Source organism: Pseudomonas sp. CK-NBRI-02 (genome assembly GCF_008124495.1).
GTDB classification, from domain to species: Bacteria; Pseudomonadota; Gammaproteobacteria; order Pseudomonadales; family Pseudomonadaceae; genus Aquipseudomonas; species Aquipseudomonas guariconensis.
Genome location: NZ_VSJH01000008.1, coordinates 117,673 through 134,608, shown reverse-complemented (window position 1 = coordinate 134,608; position 16,936 = coordinate 117,673). Strand labels below are relative to the sequence as shown.

The window sequence follows — 16,936 nt, the reverse complement described above, 5'->3', positions numbered from 1 at the left end:
CGCACAGGCACCAGGCAGATGCGAATGTCGTAAACGCGCCATTGCAAGGCGTGCGCAGGCATCTGAGTCGCCCTCGCCGGTCATACCATCGCCTCAAAGGGCCACAGTGCCTCAAGACAAGAAATGATCGCTGCCGGGAGAAACAAGATGTTCAGCAAGCAAGACCAGATCCAGGGTTACGACGACGCACTGCTGGCGGCGATGAATGCCGAAGAACAGCGCCAGGAAGATCACATCGAGCTGATCGCCTCGGAGAACTACACCAGCAAGCGCGTCATGCAGGCCCAGGGCAGCGGCCTGACCAACAAGTACGCCGAAGGCTACCCAGGCAAGCGCTATTACGGTGGCTGCGAGTACGTCGACAAGGTCGAGGCGCTGGCGATCGAGCGCGCCAAGCAGCTGTTCGGCGCCGACTACGCCAACGTCCAGCCGCACTCCGGCTCCTCCGCCAACAGCGCCGTCTACCTGGCCCTGCTGCAGCCCGGCGACACCATCCTGGGCATGAGCCTGGCCCATGGCGGTCACCTGACCCACGGCGCCAAGGTGTCGTCCTCGGGCAAGCTGTACAACGCGGTCCAGTACGGCATCGACAACACCACCGGCCTGATCGACTACGACGAAGTCGAGCGCCTGGCGGTCGAGCACAAGCCGAAGATGATCGTCGCCGGCTTCTCCGCCTACTCCAAGACCCTGGATTTCCCACGGTTCCGCGCCATCGCCGACAAAGTGGGCGCACTGCTGTTCGTCGACATGGCCCACGTTGCCGGCCTGGTTGCCGCTGGCCTGTACCCGAACCCGATTCCGTTCGCCGACGTGGTCACCACCACCACCCACAAGACCCTGCGTGGTCCGCGTGGCGGCCTGATCCTGGCCAAGTCCAACGAAGAGATCGAGAAGAAGCTCAACGCTGCCGTTTTCCCGGGCGCCCAGGGTGGCCCGCTGATGCACGTGATCGCTGCCAAGGCCGTGTGCTTCAAGGAGGCGCTGGAGCCTGAATTCAAGACCTATCAGAAGCAGGTCATCGCCAACGCCCAAGCCATGGCCAAGGTGTTCATCGACCGCGGCTACGACGTGGTTTCCGGCGGCACCGACAACCACCTGTTCCTGGTCAGCCTGATCCGTCAGGGCCTGACCGGCAAAGACGCCGACGCCGCCCTGGGTCGCGCCCATATCACCGTCAACAAGAACGCCGTACCTAACGACCCGCAGTCGCCGTTCGTCACCTCGGGCCTGCGCATCGGTACCCCGGCCGTCACCACCCGTGGCTTCAAGGAAGCCCAGTGCGTTGCCCTGGCTGGCTGGATCTGCGATGTGCTGGACAACCTGGGTGATGCCGACGTCGAAGCCGACGTTGCCAAGAACGTCGCCGCCCTGTGCGCGGATTTCCCGGTCTACCGCTGAGTGGAGTAACCAACCATGCAACGCTATTCGGGCTTCGGCCTTTTCAAACACTCCCTCAGCCACCACGAGAACTGGCAGCGCATGTGGCGCACGCCGACGCCGAAGAAGGTGTACGACGTGGTCATCGTCGGCGGTGGCGGCCATGGCCTGGCCACGGCCTACTACCTGGCCAAGGAGCACGGCATCACCAACGTCGCGGTGATCGAGAAGGGTTACCTGGGCGGCGGCAACACCGCCCGTAACACCACCATCGTGCGTTCCAACTACCTGTGGGACGAGTCGGCCAAGCTGTACGAACACGCCATGAAGCTGTGGGAAGGCCTGTCCCAGGACATCAACTACAACGTGATGTTCTCCCAGCGTGGTGTGTACAACCTGTGCCACACCCTGCAGGACATCCGCGATTCCGAGCGTCGGGTCAACGCCAACCGCCTCAATGGCGTGGACGGTGAGCTGCTCAATACCGAGCAGGTCGCCGCCGAAATCCCGTACCTGGACTGCTCGAAGAACACCCGCTACCCGATCCTCGGTGCGACCGTCCAGCGCCGTGGCGGCGTGGCCCGTCACGATGCCGTGGCCTGGGGCTACGCCCGTGCCGCCGACGCCCTGGGCGTCGATCTCATCCAGCAGACCGAAGTGATCGGCTTCCGCAAGGAAAACGGCGCGGTCATCGGCGTGGAAACCAACAAGGGCTTCATTGGCGCCAAGCGCGTCGGTGTGGTCACCGCCGGTAACTCCGGTCACATGGCCAAGTTGGCCGGCTTCCGTCTGCCGCTGGAATCGCACCCGTTGCAGGCGCTGGTATCGGAGCCGATCAAGCCGATCATCGACAGCGTGATCATGTCCAACGCCGTGCACGGCTACATCAGCCAGTCCGACAAAGGCGACCTGGTCATCGGCGCCGGTATCGACGGCTGGGTCGGTTACGGCCAGCGCGGTTCGTACCCGATCATCGAGCACACCATGCAGGCGATCGTCGAGATGTTCCCGATCCTCTCGCGCGTGCGCATGAACCGTCAGTGGGGCGGCATCGTCGACACCTGCCCGGACGCGTGCCCGATCATCTCCAAGACCCCTGTGAAAAACCTGTTCTTCAACTGCGGCTGGGGTACCGGCGGCTTCAAGGCGACCCCGGGTTCGGGCAACGTCTTCGCCGCGAGCCTTGCCAAAGGCGAGATGCACCCATTGGCCAAGCCGTTCTCGATCGATCGCTTCTACACCGGCGCGCTGATCGACGAACACGGCGCCGCGGCCGTCGCCCACTAATCGGAGACAATTCGTCATGTTGCATATTTTCTGTCCCCACTGCGGCGAGCTGCGCTCCGAAGAAGAGTTCCACTCCTCCGGCCAGGCGCACATCGCCCGTCCGCTGGACCCTAGCGCCTGCACCGACGAGGAATGGGGTACCTACATGTTCTTCCGCGACAACCTGCGCGGTATTCACCATGAACTGTGGGACCACGTTGCCGGCTGCCGCCAGTACTTCAACGTCACGCGTAACACCGAGACCTACGAGATCCTGGAAACCTACAAGATCGGCGAGAAGCCGCAGGTCACCGCGAACAAGCTGAACCCCGCGCAGTCGGCCGTCAAAGGCCAGGGAGAAAAAGTATGAGCCAGGTCTATCGCCTCGCCAGCGGCGGTCGCATCGATCGCAGCAAGGTCCTGAACTTCACCTTCAACGGCAAGACCTACCAGGGTTATGCCGGTGACAGCCTGGCCGCTGCGCTGCTGGCCAACGGCGTCGACATCGTCGGTCGCAGCTTCAAGTACTCGCGTCCTCGCGGCATCGTCGCCGCAGGCCCGGAAGAGCCGAACGCCATCCTGCAGCTGGGCTCGAGCGAGGCCACCCAGGTGCCGAACGTGCGCGCCACCCAGCAAGCCCTGTACTCGGGCCTGGTTGCCACCAGCACCAACGGCTGGCCGAACGTCAACAACGACGTCATGGGCATCCTTGGCAAGGTCGGCGGCAGCATGATGCCGCCCGGGTTCTACTACAAGACCTTCATGTATCCCAAGTCGTTCTGGATGACTTACGAGAAGTACATCCGTAAAGCGGCAGGCCTTGGCCGTGCTCCGTTGCAGAACGACCCGGACAGCTACGACTACATGAACCAGCACTGCGACGTGCTGATCGTCGGTGCCGGCCCTGCTGGCCTGGCCGCGGCCCTGGCCGCCGGTCGCAGCGGCGCCCGCGTGATCGTCGCCGATGAACAGGAAGAGTTCGGCGGCAGCCTGCTCGACACCCGCGAAACCCTCGACGGCAAGCCTGCCGCGGACTGGGTTGCTGCCGTCGTCGCCGAGCTGCAATCGCTGCCGGAAGTGACCCTGCTGCCTCGCGCCACGGTCAACGGCTACCACGACCACAACTTCCTGACCATCCATGAGCGCATGACCGACCACCTCGGTGACCGCGCCCCGATCGGCCAGGTCCGTCATCGCGTCCACCGCGTGCGTGCCAAGCGTGTGGTACTGGCCACCGGTACCCACGAGCGTCCGCTGGTGTACGGCAACAACGACGTGCCGGGCAACATGCTCGCCGGCGCCATCTCGGTGTACGTGCGCCGTTACGGCGTGGCACCGGGCCGCAAGCTGGTGCTGTCGACCAACAACGATCACGCCTATCGCACCGCTCTGGACTGGCACGACGCCGGCCTGCAAGTGGTCGCCATCGCTGATGCGCGCCACAACCCGCGCGGCTCGCTGGTCGAGGAAGCGCGCGCCAAGGGCATCCGCATCCTGACCTCCAGCGCCGTGATCGAGGCCAAGGGCACCAAGCACGTAACCGGCGCCCGCGTCGCTGCGATCGATGCCGTGGCGCATAAGGTCACCAGCCCAGGCGAATGGCTCGAGTGCGACCTGATCGGCAGCTCCGGTGGCTACAGCCCGGTGGTTCACCTGGCCTCGCACCTGGGCGGTCGTCCGATCTGGCGTGACGACATCCTCGGCTTCGTGCCGGGCGATGCGCCTCAGAAACGTGTCTGCGTGGGTGGCGTGAATGGCGTCTATCCGCTCGGCGACGCGATTGCCGATGGTTTCGAAGGCGGCGTTCAGGCAGCCACCGAAGCAGGCTTCAAGGCGACCGTCGGCACCCTGCCGAAAGTCGTTGCCCGCAAGGAAGAGGCCACCGTGGCGCTGTTCCAGGTGCCGCACGACAAAGGCACTGCCCGTGCGCCGAAGCAGTTCGTCGACCAGCAGAACGACGTCACCGCGGCCGCCATCGAACTGGCTACCCGCGAAGGCTTCGAGTCGGTCGAGCACGTGAAACGCTACACCGCGCTGGGCTTCGGTACTGACCAGGGCAAACTGGGCAACATCAACGGTCTGGCCATCGCTGCGCGCTCGATGGGTATCACCATCCCGCAGATGGGTACCACCATGTTCCGCCCCAACTACACGCCGGTGACCTTCGGCGCGGTAGCGGGCCGTCACTGTGGCCACCTGTTCGAACCGGTACGCTTCACCGCGTTGCACGCCTGGCACTTGAAGAACGGCGCCGAGTTCGAAGACGTTGGCCAGTGGAAGCGTCCGTGGTACTTCCCTAAAGCCGGCGAAGACATCCATGCCGCCGTGGAGCGTGAGTGCAAGGCCGTGCGTGACAGCGTGGGCCTGCTCGATGCCTCGACCCTGGGCAAGATCGACATCCAGGGCCCGGATGCGCGTGAGTTCCTCAACCGCGTTTACACCAATGCCTGGACCAAGCTCGATGTGGGCAAGGCCCGTTACGGCCTGATGTGTAAAGAAGACGGCATGGTCTTCGACGACGGCGTGACCGCCTGCGTCGGCGACAACCACTTCATCATGACCACCACCACCGGCGGCGCTGCCCGCGTATTGCAGTGGCTGGAGCTGTACCACCAGACCGAATGGCCGGACCTGAAGGTGTACTTCACCTCCGTGACCGACCACTGGGCCACCATGACCCTGTCGGGCCCCAACAGCCGCAAGCTGCTGGCCGAGCTGACCGACATCGACCTGGACAAAGAAGCCTTCCCGTTCATGAGCTGGAAGGAAGGTCTGGTCGGCGGTGTGCCGGCCCGGGTGTTCCGTATCTCGTTCACCGGTGAGCTGTCGTACGAGATCAACGTCCAGGCCAACTACGCCATGGGCGTGCTGGAGCAGATCGTCGAGGCGGGCAAGAAGTACAACCTGACCCCGTACGGCACCGAGACCATGCACGTACTGCGCGCCGAGAAGGGCTTCATCATCGTCGGTCAGGACACCGACGGCTCGATGAACCCGGACGACCTGAACATGGGCTGGTGTGTCGGTCGCAACAAGCCGTTCTCCTGGATCGGCGCACGCGGCATGACCCGTTCGGACTGCCTGCGCGAAGACCGCAAGCAACTGGTGGGCCTCAAGCCTGTCGACCCGACCAAGTGGCTGCCCGAAGGCGCCCAGCTGGTGTTCGACCCGAACCAGCCGATCCCGATGGACATGGTCGGTCACGTGACCTCCAGCTATGCCTCCAACTCCCTGGGCTATTCGTTCGCCATGGGTGTGGTCAAAGGCGGCCTCAAGCGTATGGGCGAGCGTGTCTACTCGCCGCAGGCTGACGGCAGCGTGATCGAGGCAGAGATCGTGTCTTCGGTGTTCTTCGATCCGAAGGGTGAGCGGCAGAACGTCTAAGGCCCCCGCAAGGCAGTGCTGGAGCTTGTGGAGGCGGGGTACCCGCGAATGCGATGTTGGCCTCACCGGCCCATTCGCGGGCAAGCCCGCTCTCCCAGATCCAGCGCCGTTCGGCACAACAGAATTCAAGGCAGGTAAGAAATGAGCGTAATCAACGTCTTCCAGCAAAATCCGGGCTCCAACGCCCGGGCCGAGTCGCCACTGCACCACGCTGACCTGGCCAGCCTGGTCGGCAAGGGCCGCAAGAACGCAGGCGTGACCCTGCGCGAGCACAAATTCCTCGGCCACCTGACGATCCGTGGCGACGGCCACGACGCCGCCTTCGCCGCAGGCGTGAAGAAGGCTCTGGGCCTGGAACTGCCGGTCGCCCTGACCGTGGTCGCCAACGACGAGATGTCGCTGCAGTGGGTCGGACCGGATGAGTGGCTGCTGATCGTCCCGGGCGGTCAGGAGTTCGCCATCGAGCAGAAGCTGCGCGAGGCCCTCGAAGGCCAGCACATTCAGGTGGTCAACGTCAGCGGCGGGCAAACGCTGCTCGAGCTGCGCGGCCCCAACGTACGCGACGTGCTGATGAAATCCACCAGCTATGATGTACACCCGAACAACTTCCCGGTCGGCAAGGCCGTCGGCACCGTGTTCGCCAAGTCGCAACTGGTGATTCGCCGCACTGCCGAAGACACTTGGGAACTGGTGATCCGCCGCAGCTTCTCCGATTACTGGTGGCTGTGGCTGCAGGACGCTTCGGCCGAGTACGGCCTGGCCATCGAGGCTTAAAAAGGAGAACACGCATGAGTCGGGCACCGGACACTTGGATTCTCACTGCCGACTGCCCGAGCATGCTCGGCACCGTCGACGTAGTGACGCGTTACCTCTACGAGCAGCGCTGCTACGTCACGGAGCACCACTCCTTCGACGACCGGCTCTCGGGGCGGTTCTTCATTCGCGTGGAGTTCCGCCAGCCGGACGACTTCGACGAGGCGGGCTTCCGGGCCGGCCTTGCCGAGCGCAGTGACGCCTTCGGCATGACCTTCGAGCTGACCGCGCCCAATCACCGCCCCAAGGTGGTGATCATGGTGTCCAAGGCCGACCACTGCCTCAACGACCTGCTGTATCGCCAGCGCATCGGCCAATTGGCCATGGACGTGGTGGCGGTGGTGTCCAACCACCCCGACCTCGAGCCCCTGGCGCAGTGGCACAAGATCCCTTACTACCACTTTGCCCTGGACCCCAAGGACAAACCTGCCCAGGAGCGCAAGGTGCTGCAGGTGATCGAGGAGACCGGCGCGGAGCTGGTGATTCTCGCCCGCTACATGCAGGTGCTGTCGCCTGAGCTGTGCCGCCGCCTGGACGGCTGGGCGATCAACATCCACCACTCCTTGCTGCCCGGCTTCAAGGGCGCCAAACCGTACCACCAGGCCTACAACAAGGGCGTGAAGATGGTCGGCGCCACGGCCCACTACATCAACAACGACCTGGACGAAGGCCCGATCATCGCCCAGGGCGTGGAGGTGGTGGACCACAGTCACTACCCAGAAGACCTGATCGCCAAGGGGCGCGACATCGAGTGCCTGACCCTGGCGCGGGCGGTGGGGTACCACATCGAGCGCCGGGTGTTCCTCAACGCCAATCGCACCGTGGTGCTCTGACAGTCCTCATTGTCTTGTTCGCGGGTAAGCGCGCTCCCAAAGGTTCTGCGTAGCCTTGTGTGGGGGCGGGCTTACCCGCGAATGGATTCACCCTTTTTAACCTGCCGTTAACAGGCAATCCTCTGTCGCTTCCAGTCACTGCGACAAGTTGTATCAGGCCCACAATTCCCTGCATTCCAGTAACACATGCCGCCCACGGAAGGCGGCGCTTTCCACCGCTGCATAAATACAAATCAAGCGAGGTAAGAGCATGTCTGGTAATCGTGGAGTGGTGTATCTCGGTGCCGGTAAGGTCGAGGTGCAGAAGATTGACTACCCCAAAATGCAGGACCCACGCGGCAAGAAAATCGAGCACGGCGTGATCCTGAAGGTGGTCTCCACCAACATCTGCGGCTCCGACCAGCACATGGTCCGTGGCCGTACCACCGCCCAGGTCGGCCTGGTCCTCGGCCACGAAATCACGGGTGAAATCGTCGAGAAGGGCCGCGATGTCGAACGCCTGCAGATCGGCGACCTGGTATCCGTTCCGTTCAACGTCGCCTGCGGTCGTTGCCGTTCCTGCAAAGAGATGCACACCGGTGTCTGCCTCACCGTCAACCCGGCCCGCGCCGGTGGTGCCTACGGTTATGTCGACATGGGCGACTGGACCGGCGGCCAGGCCGAATACGTGCTGGTGCCGTACGCTGACTTCAACTTGCTGAAACTGCCCGATCGCGACAAGGCCATGGCGAAGATCCGTGACCTGACTTGCTTGTCCGATATCCTGCCAACCGGTTACCACGGCGCCGTGACTGCCGGCGTCGGCCCAGGCAGCACCGTCTACGTGGCTGGTGCCGGCCCGGTCGGTTTGGCCGCCGCTGCCTCGGCGCGCCTGCTGGGCGCGGCCTGCGTCATCGTCGGTGACCTGAACCCTGCTCGCCTGGCCCATGCCAAGGCCCAGGGCTTCGAAGTGGTCGACCTGTCCAAGGACACCCCGCTGCACGAGCAGATTGTCGATATCCTCGGTGAACCGGAAGTGGACTGTGCCATCGACGCCGTCGGCTTCGAAGCCCGTGGCCATGGCCATGAAGGTGCCAAGCATGAGGCGCCGGCTACCGTCTTGAACTCCCTGATGCAGGTGACCCGCGTTGCCGGCAACATCGGTATTCCAGGCCTGTACGTGACCGAAGACCCGGGCGCGGTCGATGCCGCCGCCAAGATCGGTGCACTGAGCATCCGCTTCGGCCTGGGCTGGGCGAAATCGCACAGCTTCCACACTGGCCAGACCCCGACCATGAAGTACAACCGCCAGCTGATGCAGGCGATCATGTGGGACCGTATCAACATCGCCGAAGTGGTTGGCGTGCAGGTGATCAACCTGGACCAAGCGCCGCAAGGCTACGGCGAGTTCGATGCAGGCGTACCGAAGAAGTTCGTGATCGACCCTCACAAGATGTGGGGCGCGGCTTAACCTTCAGACTCAACGCCCCTGCGGGGGCGTTGTGCTTTAAGCGGCTTCAGTCACAAGGCTTCGGCAGGCCGATAACCGGCCTGGAACAAACCCCTGCAGCTCCAGTCCAATGCCTCGTTTCCCCGGCCATCCCGGCCGACGAGGTCCCTCCCGATGAAAGCATTCACCCTGGCAACCCTGATGACCCTGGCCGCAAGCCCGGTGTTCGCCTTCAATTTGAGCGATGCGGCCAATGCCGTGTCGGCGATGCAGAACCAGAATTCAACTCAACAGGGTCAGGTACAGGCTCCAGCGGGCCAGGCCAACCTGCTCAATACCTTGGGTAGCGAGCTGAAGATCACCCCTGAACAGGCCATTGGCGGCGCCGGTGCGATGCTGGGGCTGGCGCGCAACAACCTGAGCGAGGCCGACTATGGCCAGCTGACCCAGGCCGTGCCCGGCCTGGACCTGCTTTCCGGCGCCAACGCCCTGGGTGGGCTGAGCGGTCTGGGTGAGTTGCTCGGCAAGAGCAGCGAGAGCCCATCGCCTTTGAGCAATGCGTTGGGCAACGTCGAGAACCGCAGCGACCTGGATAACGCCTTCAGGTTGCTGGGCATGGATACGAACATGATCGGCCAGTTTGCCCCGCTGATCCTTCAGTACCTGGGCCAGCAGGGCCTTGCCGGGTCGCTGTTGCAGAATCTGGGAAGCCTGTGGATGACCCCTGCGGCGCCAGCGGCCGTTCCGTCTGTTTGAGCTTTCTTCATGGGTGTACACGGGCTGAGCCCGTGCCCTCTACCGAGGCGTTTGCTTCGTGGATGAACCCGCTCCCATAAGGTCACCGTCGGCCCTATGGGATCGGGTTTACCCGCGAATACGACGGCCGATTCACCACCTTGTCGCCGGTAAGATCCGCTCCCCCAAAGGGCAGTGGCGCATCAGGCCGCTTCGGAGAAATCCACCAGGCGCATCGGGCGGCGGAAGCCGGAGGTGAGCACTGCCAGATAAGCCAGGCCCAGGGCGAACCAGCACAGGCCGATCACCAAGGTCAGCGCCGACAGGCTGGTCCACAGCCACAGGGTCAGGCCCAGACCGACCAGCGGCACCACGCCATAGCACGCCAGGCCCTTGAGGTTGCGGTGGGTGCGCTCGTTGATCAGGTGGGTGCGCACCACTGCCAGGTTGACGGCCGAGAACGCCACCAGGGCGCCGAAGCTGATCAGCGATGCCAACGTGGCCAGGTCGATCACCAGGGCCAGCAGCGAGAACGCCGACACCAGCACGATGGCGAACACCGGGGTGCCGAAGCGCGGCGACAGCTGGCCGAAGGTGCGCTGTGGCAGCACCTTGTCGCGGCCCATGGTGTAGAGAATGCGCGACACCGCCGCCTGGGACGCTAGGGCCGAACCCAGGCTGCCGGCGACGAAGGCTGCGGTGAAGAAGTTGGCCAGGAACTGGCCGCCAGCCTTGAACATCACTTCGTTGGCCGCGGCATCGGCATTGGCGAACGTGCTGCCTGGCAGCACCAGTTGGCTGATATAGGCCAGCAGGGTGAACAGCAGGCCGGCGCCAAGGGTGGTGAGAATGATTGCGCGGGGTACGTCGCGGCGGGCGTCACGGGTTTCCTCGGCCAGCGTCGAGACCGCATCGAAGCCCAGGAACGATAGGCACAGCACTGCTGCACCGGCCATCAGGTGACCGAAGCCTGGCTGGCTGCCATCGCCCAGCAGCGGCGAGAGCAGGTCAACCGGCTGGCCTGCCAGCGACTGGTAGGACAAGGCCACGAACACTCCGATGAAGACGATCTGCGCGCCGACGATCAAGTTGCTGGCCTTGGCCACCGAATGGATGCCGACCACGTTGAGCACGGTCACCAGGGCGATCGAGGCCAGGACGATGGTCCAGGCCGGAACGGCCGGGAAGGCGATGTTCAAGAACAGGCCGATGAGCAGGTAATTGATCATCGGGATGAACAGGTAGTCGAGCAGCAGCGACCAGCCGGCCAGGAAGCCCACGTTGGGGCCGAACGCCAAGTTGGTGTAGGAGTAGGCCGAGCCTGCCACCGGGAAGCGCTTGACCATGAAACTGTAGGACGTGGCGGTGAACAGCATTGCCAGCAGGGTCACCAGATAGGCGCCAGCGGTGCGGCCCCCGGTGATCTCGGTGACGATTCCGTAGGTGGTGAAGATGGTCAACGGGACCATGTACACCAGGCCGAAGAACACCAGGGCGGGCAGCCCGAGGACGCGGCGAAGTTGGGCGGGAGCTGCCACGGCAGCGGGGCGAGGTTGTTTGGCCATCGATCGATCCAAGCATTTTTGTAGTTGTGCGTTGATCGATTTTTATCCACCTGGGTAGGTGAAGACAAACAAAGAGTTGCTAATGTCGATTATAAATCTGGATTTTAATCGGCATCTTATTGTGTACAGCCCACGGTAGGCGCGGGCTTGCTCTTCGGCAAGGGCCGCCCAGGCCACGCACCTCTTAGCGCATTTCGGCGCGCAACTGCTCGATGCGCTGGTCCTTTTCGACCCACAGCTGGTTCACCCAAGCCTGCACGGTCTGGCGGAATGCCGGATCGTTCTCGTAATCACCCGCGCACAGCGCTGGGTCCAGTTCACGCACGCGGATGTCGATGATCACCCGGCTGATGTTGCCGCTGAGCAGGTCCCAGAACCCCGGCGCCCTGTTGCCGGGATAGACGATGGTGACGTCCAGCAGGGCGTCGAGCTGCTCGCCCAGCGCGGCCAGTACGAACGCCACGCCACCTGCCTTGGGCTTGAGCAGATGCTGGTAGGGCGATTGCTGGGCCTGACGTTTGGCCTCGCTGAAGCGCGTGCCTTCGAGGTAGTTGACCACGGTCACCGGTTGGCGCTTGAACAGCTCGCAGGCTGCCTTGGTGATCTCCAGGTCCTTGCCCTTGAGCTCCGGGTGCTTGTCCAGGAAAGCCTTGCTGTAGCGCTTCATGAAGGGGTAGTCCAGCGCCCACCAGGCCAGGCCCAGCAGCGGAACCCAGATCAGCTCTTTCTTGAGGAAGAACTTGAAGAACGGCACCCGGCGGTTGAGGCTCTCGATCAGGGCCGGGATGTCCACCCAGCTCTGGTGGTTGCTCACGCACAGGTAGGAGGTGTCCTGGCGCAGCTTCTCGATGCCGCGGATGTCCCAACGTGTCGGGATGCACAGGGCGAAGATCGCCTTGTCGATTTCCGACCAGGTCTCGGCGATCCACATCACCGCCCAAGAGGCATAGTCGCGGCCACGCCCCGGCAGCACCAGTTTGAGCAGGGCGAACACCATCAGCGGGCAGATCAACACCAGGGTGTTGAGCAGCAGCAGGACAGTGGTGAGGATGCCGGTGAGCAGGCGACGCATAAAGAGACTCTTGTTGTGGGATAAAAACGGTTGGCAATGATAAGTGGGGCACCGGCCTTCGCCAAATGCGCATTGGCCAATTACTGGGACAAATGTTTCACATTGTGTTGGATAAGCTTTGACAACGAACCTATCGTGCCCGGGTAGTCTAAGTGCTGTCCCACCTCAAGGAAGCCTAACCTGTGAAATCACTGCTTGCCCTGCTGTCGATCCTCGCCCTTCCGGTCATGGCCGCCGAGCCAACCCTGTATGGCCGCTACGAGAACATTGCCCTGCCGGAGCTTGGCGAAACCCTCAAGGCCAAGATGGACACCGGTGCCTACACCGCCTCGCTGTCGGCCAAGGACATCGAGCTGTTCACCCGCGATGGCAATGAGTGGGTGCGTTTCCGTCTGGCGACCAAGAACGCCGACGGCAAGGTCTACGAACATGAGCTGTCGCGCATCAGCAAGATCAAGAACCGCGTAGACGAGGACGAAGAAGGGGACGTCCCGGAAGTCTCCAAGCGTCCAGTGATCGATTTGGAGCTGTGCCTGGGTGACGTCAAACGTACGGTGGAGGTCAACTTGGTCGACCGCAGCCACTTCAACTACCCACTGCTGATCGGCTCCAAGGCCCTGAAAGAGTTCAAGGCGGCGGTGAACCCGGCCAAGAAGTTCACTGCCGGCAAGCCGGACTGCTAGTTCAGACGTATGCACCGGCATTGCCGGTGTTGGGAACCCGCTCCCACTGGGCTGGCAATGAACCCTGTGGGCGCGGGGTGACCCATGAAGCGGTCCGCACTTGGCCCAATGCCCCCACAGGGGTTGCGTGATGCCTGCTGATCACCTACAAGTCCAGCATTTGTCCAAGCAAGGCCGGACGCCATGCCCCACATTCTCATCGTCGAAGACGAATCCGCCATTGCCGATACGTTGGTCTATGCCTTGCAGGCCGATGGCCACAGCACCGACTGGGTAACGCTCGGTAGCGCAGCCCTCGAGCAGCAGCGTCTGCATCCTGCGGACCTGGTGATTCTCGACATCGGCCTGCCTGACATCAGCGGTTTCGAAACCTGTCGGCAGTTGCGCCGTTTCAGCGACGTACCGGTGATGTTCCTCAGTGCCCGCGATGCCGAAATCGACCGGGTGGTGGGGCTCGAAATCGGCGCCGACGATTACGTGGTCAAGCCGTTCAGCCCGCGGGAAGTGGCCGCGCGCGTCAGGGCGATCCTCAAGCGCCTGGTGCCCCAGGCCCAAGCTTCGGCCCAGGCCACGGTGTTCCAGCTCGACACCTTGCGCATGCAGGTCAGCTACCACGCCCAGCCGCTGGCCCTGACCCGTCATGAATTTCGTCTGTTGCAATGTTTGCTGGAGCAACCCCGGCGGGTGTTCAGCCGCGAGCAACTGCTCGATGCGGTGGGTGTAGCCTCCGATGCCGGCTACGAACGTACCATCGACAGTCATATCAAGAGCCTGCGTGCCAAGCTGCGCCAGGTCGCTGCCGATGCCGAGCCCATCCAGACCCATCGTGGCCTGGGTTACAGCTATAGCCCGGATCACGCCTGATGCGCCTGGGCATCCGCATCTTCCTGGTGTATTTCCTGTTCGTCGGGTTGTCTGGTTACTTCCTGCTCAGCACCGTGCGCGAACAGATCCGCCCGGTCGTGCGCCAGTCCTCCGAGGAGACCCTCGTGGACACTGCCAACCTGCTCGCGGAAATTCTCCATGACGACGTCAAAGCCGGCACTCTGAGCCAAAGCCGGCTGCCTCAGGTATTGGCGTCTTACGGCGAGCGCCGTCCAGGCGCGCAGATCTGGGGGCTGGCGAAGAACCAGATCAGCCACCGCATCTATGTCACCGACGCCCGAGGGACCGTGCTGCTGGACTCCAGCGGCCAGGACGTGGGCAAGGACTACTCTCGCTGGAACGATGTCTACCTCACCCTGCGCGGCCAGTATGGCGCGCGCTCCACGCGCAGCGATCCGGCTGACGAAACCACCTCGGTGATGCACGTGGCGGCGCCGATCCTCGATCAGGGCCGGATCATCGGTGTGGTGACGGTGGCCAAGCCCAACAGCTCGCTGCAACCCTACATCGACCGCGCCGAGCAGCGGCTGCTGAATCTGGGCCTGGGCCTGATCGGCCTTGGCCTGTTGGTGGGGGCGGCGCTGTCGTGGTGGCTGGCGCGCTCGCTGCGTCGGCTGACGCGCTATGCCCAGGCCGTCAGCGAGGGCCAGCGCGCAGCCTTGCCCCACTACAAAGGGGGCGAGTTGGGGCAGTTGGCCACAGCGGTAGAGCGCATGCGGACCCAGCTCGAAGGCAAGGCCTATGTCGAGCGCTACGTGCACACCCTGACCCATGAACTCAAGAGCCCGCTGGCGGCGATCCGTGGAGCCTCTGAGCTGCTTCAGGGCGATATGCCGCAAGACCTGCGGATGCGTTTTGCCAGCAACATCGAGCGCGAGAGCGGGCGCTTGCAACAGATGATCGAGCGCTTGCTCAACCTGGCGAGGGTCGAGCAGATGCAGGCATTGGAAGACGAACAGTATGTCGCCCTGGCGGCGCTGATCGATGAGTTGCTGTTGAGCCATGCGGCGCGCATTGAAGGCGCGAGCTTGCAGGTTCGCCAGCGGGTGCCGGTGGAGCTGAGGTTGCTGTGTGATCCTTTCCTGATGCGCCAGGCGCTGGCCAACCTGCTGGACAATGCGCTGGATTTCTCGCCGGCAGGCGGAGCGTTGCTGTTCGAGCTGGAACGCGACGGCGAGCGGGTGGCGCTGAGTGTTTTCAACCAGGGCGAGCCGATCCCCGATTACGCCATCGGGCGGGTCAGCGAGCGCTTCTATTCACTGCCACGGCCAGGCAGCGGGCGCAAGAGCACGGGGCTGGGGCTTAACTTCGTGGCGGAGGTGATGCAGCTGCATGGCGGCGCGTTGGCCGTGGAGAACGTCGAGGGCGGGGTGCGCGTGCGGTTGTGGTTGCCGGCGCGACGTGTGAATTGAGCCGACGGTCTTCAGCGCAGCCCCTTCGCGAGCACAGGTGTTGCTGAAAACACCACCCAATCTCCACACGCACTTCACAAAGGCTCCACGCAGTGGTTCCACACTGCGCCCATCGCAAACGGAGCCCTAGCCCATGACCAAAACCCTGAGTTTCAAGCTCGGCATGATTGCCCTGCTGATGCTGCTGTTGTTGATTCCGCTGTTGATGATCGGTGGCCTGATCGGTGAACGACAGGCCTTGCGCGATAGCGTGCTGCAGGACATCGCCCAAAGCTCAAGCTTCAGCCAGCAGATCAGTGGCCCGCTGCTGGTGGTGCCCTACCGCAAGTATGAGCGGCGCTGGATCGAGAAGAACGGCCAGAGCGTCGAGCAGACGATCACGCTCAATGGCCAACTGTACTTCCTGCCTGAAACCTTCCACGTAGACACCGATATCGATACCGAACTGCGCGCTCGGGGCATCTACCAGGCCCGGTTGTTCCACGCCAAGAGCAGGGTGAGCGGACGTTTCAAGGTCCCGGCGCGCTGGGGTATCGAGAAGGACTGGGAGGACTACCGCTTCGACAGGCCCTATCTGGTGGTGGGCATCAGTGACATTCGCGGCATCGAGAACGCCCTGGCACTGACGTTGGATGACCAGCGATTGCCGTTCGAGCCCGGCACTGGCCTGGATTGGCTGGGCGGGGGCGTGCATGTCGCCTTGCCGATGCTCGGGGATGGCCAGGCCCGTGAGTTCACCTATGGCTTCGATCTGGCCTTGCAGGGGACTGGCCAGTTGTATGTCGTGCCGGTGGGGCGCAGCAGCAGGGTGGACATGCGCGCCAACTGGCCGCACCCAAGCTTTGTCGGCAATTACCTGCCCAGCCGTCGAGAAATACACGATCAAGGCTTCAAGGCCCATTGGCAGACCTCGTTCTTCGCCACCAACCTCGAGGATACGCTGCGCCAATGTACCGGCCAGGGTCAGTGCACGGATTTCAATGCGCGCGCCTTTGGCGTGAGTTTCGTCGACCCGGTGGACCAGTACCTCAAGAGTGAGCGGGCGATCAAGTACGGGCTGTTGTTCATCGCCTTGACCTTCGCGGGTTTCTTCTTGTTCGAGGTACTGAAGAACCTTCGCGTGCACCCTATGCAGTACATGCTGGTGGGGGTGGCGCTGGCCTTGTTCTATTTGTTGCTGCTGTCGTTGGCCGAACACCTGGGCTTTGGCCTGGCCTATGGGTTGTCGGCCTCGGCGTGCGTGCTGCTGATTGGCTTCTACCTGAGCCATGTGCTGGGCAGCATGAGGCGGGGGATCGGCTTTGCGGCGGGGCTGAGTGGGCTGTATGGACTGCTCTTCGGCCTGCTCAGTGCCGAAGACTATGCGCTGCTGATGGGCTCGCTGCTGTGCTTTGGCCTGCTTGGCGTGTTCATGGTGCTGACCCGTCGCCTGGACTGGGCGCGGGTGGGGAGGGCGGCATGAGAGAGGATCGGGAAGCG

At 63.3% G+C, this 16,936-nt stretch carries 14 protein-coding genes; 12 read left to right on the top strand and 2 right to left on the bottom strand.

Translation table 11 applies throughout. The features are described 5' to 3' along the window. Positions 1-147 precede the first annotated feature (147 nt). The 8 genes from glyA to DQ397_RS08350 all read left to right on the top strand — a co-directional run bounded on the left by glyA (position 148) and on the right by DQ397_RS08350 (position 9,861). A complete protein-coding gene (gene glyA, locus DQ397_RS08385; protein ID WP_043211101.1) occupies positions 148-1,401 on the top strand; it encodes a serine hydroxymethyltransferase in 1,254 nt (417 codons plus the stop codon). Between the two features lie 15 nt (positions 1,402-1,416). Continuing rightward, positions 1,417-2,667, top strand: a complete 1,251-nt coding sequence (locus tag DQ397_RS08380) for a sarcosine oxidase subunit beta family protein (protein ID WP_043211104.1) — start codon at positions 1,417-1,419, stop codon at positions 2,665-2,667. Between the two features lie 16 nt (positions 2,668-2,683). Further along, positions 2,684-3,016 carry a sarcosine oxidase subunit delta gene (locus DQ397_RS08375; RefSeq protein ID WP_043211106.1) on the top strand — a complete coding sequence of 111 codons (333 nt, stop codon included), beginning with the start codon at positions 2,684-2,686 and terminating at the stop codon, positions 3,014-3,016. After that, positions 3,013-6,030 (top strand): sarcosine oxidase subunit alpha, encoded by a 3,018-nt coding sequence (locus DQ397_RS08370; protein WP_043211107.1) that lies wholly within the window; start codon positions 3,013-3,015, stop codon positions 6,028-6,030. The genes DQ397_RS08375 and DQ397_RS08370 overlap by 4 nt, the downstream gene beginning before the upstream one ends. A 141-nt stretch (positions 6,031-6,171) precedes the next feature. Then, positions 6,172-6,804 (top strand): sarcosine oxidase subunit gamma, encoded by a 633-nt coding sequence (locus DQ397_RS08365; RefSeq protein WP_043211110.1) that lies wholly within the window; start codon positions 6,172-6,174, stop codon positions 6,802-6,804. 14 nt (positions 6,805-6,818) lie between these two features. Beyond that, positions 6,819-7,676, top strand: coding sequence for a formyltetrahydrofolate deformylase (gene purU, locus DQ397_RS08360; protein WP_043211119.1), 858 nt, complete (start codon positions 6,819-6,821; stop codon positions 7,674-7,676). 250 nt (positions 7,677-7,926) lie between these two features. Beyond that, positions 7,927-9,126: a formaldehyde dehydrogenase, glutathione-independent gene (gene fdhA / locus DQ397_RS08355; RefSeq protein WP_043211122.1), complete on the top strand. Its 1,200-nt coding sequence runs from the start codon at positions 7,927-7,929 to the stop codon at positions 9,124-9,126. A gap of 153 nt (positions 9,127-9,279) precedes the next feature. Then, positions 9,280-9,861 carry a DUF2780 domain-containing protein gene (locus tag DQ397_RS08350; RefSeq protein ID WP_043211124.1) on the top strand — a complete coding sequence of 194 codons (582 nt, stop codon included), beginning with the start codon at positions 9,280-9,282 and terminating at the stop codon, positions 9,859-9,861. A gap of 182 nt (positions 9,862-10,043) precedes the next feature. Here the strand turns inward: DQ397_RS08350 and DQ397_RS08345 are convergent, their stop codons facing one another. Next, the gene (locus tag DQ397_RS08345) at positions 10,044-11,405 is read right to left on the bottom strand and encodes an APC family permease (protein WP_148921529.1); all 1,362 of its coding nucleotides are present in this window, start codon (positions 11,403-11,405) and stop codon (positions 10,044-10,046) included. A 184-nt stretch (positions 11,406-11,589) separates the two neighbouring features. Next, the gene (locus DQ397_RS08340) at positions 11,590-12,477 is read right to left on the bottom strand and encodes an acyltransferase (RefSeq protein ID WP_043212591.1); all 888 of its coding nucleotides are present in this window, start codon (positions 12,475-12,477) and stop codon (positions 11,590-11,592) included. Positions 12,478-12,659: 182 nt separating this feature from the next. Here DQ397_RS08340 and DQ397_RS08335 point away from each other — a divergent pair, with 182 nt between their 5' ends. The 4 genes from DQ397_RS08335 to creD all read left to right on the top strand — a co-directional run bounded on the left by DQ397_RS08335 (position 12,660) and on the right by creD (position 16,919). Then, entirely contained in the window at positions 12,660-13,160 is a 501-nt protein-coding gene (locus DQ397_RS08335; RefSeq protein WP_043212593.1) for an ATP-dependent zinc protease, read from the top strand. A gap of 183 nt (positions 13,161-13,343) precedes the next feature. Then, the gene (gene creB, locus DQ397_RS08330; protein WP_043212596.1) at positions 13,344-14,024 is read left to right on the top strand and encodes a two-component system response regulator CreB; all 681 of its coding nucleotides are present in this window, start codon (positions 13,344-13,346) and stop codon (positions 14,022-14,024) included. Further along, entirely contained in the window at positions 14,024-15,457 is a 1,434-nt protein-coding gene (gene creC / locus DQ397_RS08325) for a two-component system sensor histidine kinase CreC (RefSeq protein ID WP_043212598.1), read from the top strand. The genes creB and creC overlap by 1 nt, the downstream gene beginning before the upstream one ends. A 133-nt stretch (positions 15,458-15,590) precedes the next feature. Next, positions 15,591-16,919: a cell envelope integrity protein CreD gene (creD, locus tag DQ397_RS08320; RefSeq protein ID WP_043212600.1), complete on the top strand. Its 1,329-nt coding sequence runs from the start codon at positions 15,591-15,593 to the stop codon at positions 16,917-16,919. The last annotated feature ends 17 nt before the right edge of the window (positions 16,920-16,936 follow it).

What these genes read in the sequence shown, in the direction of transcription:
- glyA (WP_043211101.1), top strand. Translation starts at nt 148, where the DNA reads ATGTTCAGCAAGCAAGACCAGATCCAGGGTTACGACGACGCACTGCTG.
- creC (WP_043212598.1), top strand. Translation starts at nt 14,024, where the DNA reads ATGCGCCTGGGCATCCGCATCTTCCTGGTGTATTTCCTGTTCGTCGGG.
- fdhA (WP_043211122.1), top strand. Translation starts at nt 7,927, where the DNA reads ATGTCTGGTAATCGTGGAGTGGTGTATCTCGGTGCCGGTAAGGTCGAG.
- DQ397_RS08350 (WP_043211124.1), top strand. Translation starts at nt 9,280, where the DNA reads ATGAAAGCATTCACCCTGGCAACCCTGATGACCCTGGCCGCAAGCCCG.
- DQ397_RS08340 (WP_043212591.1), bottom strand. Translation starts at nt 12,477, where the DNA reads ATGCGTCGCCTGCTCACCGGCATCCTCACCACTGTCCTGCTGCTGCTC.
- creB (WP_043212596.1), top strand. Translation starts at nt 13,344, where the DNA reads ATGCCCCACATTCTCATCGTCGAAGACGAATCCGCCATTGCCGATACG.
- DQ397_RS08365 (WP_043211110.1), top strand. Translation starts at nt 6,172, where the DNA reads ATGAGCGTAATCAACGTCTTCCAGCAAAATCCGGGCTCCAACGCCCGG.
- DQ397_RS08370 (WP_043211107.1), top strand. Translation starts at nt 3,013, where the DNA reads ATGAGCCAGGTCTATCGCCTCGCCAGCGGCGGTCGCATCGATCGCAGC.
- purU (WP_043211119.1), top strand. Translation starts at nt 6,819, where the DNA reads ATGAGTCGGGCACCGGACACTTGGATTCTCACTGCCGACTGCCCGAGC.
- DQ397_RS08375 (WP_043211106.1), top strand. Translation starts at nt 2,684, where the DNA reads ATGTTGCATATTTTCTGTCCCCACTGCGGCGAGCTGCGCTCCGAAGAA.
- DQ397_RS08345 (WP_148921529.1), bottom strand. Translation starts at nt 11,405, where the DNA reads ATGGCCAAACAACCTCGCCCCGCTGCCGTGGCAGCTCCCGCCCAACTT.
- DQ397_RS08380 (WP_043211104.1), top strand. Translation starts at nt 1,417, where the DNA reads ATGCAACGCTATTCGGGCTTCGGCCTTTTCAAACACTCCCTCAGCCAC.
- creD (WP_043212600.1), top strand. Translation starts at nt 15,591, where the DNA reads ATGACCAAAACCCTGAGTTTCAAGCTCGGCATGATTGCCCTGCTGATG.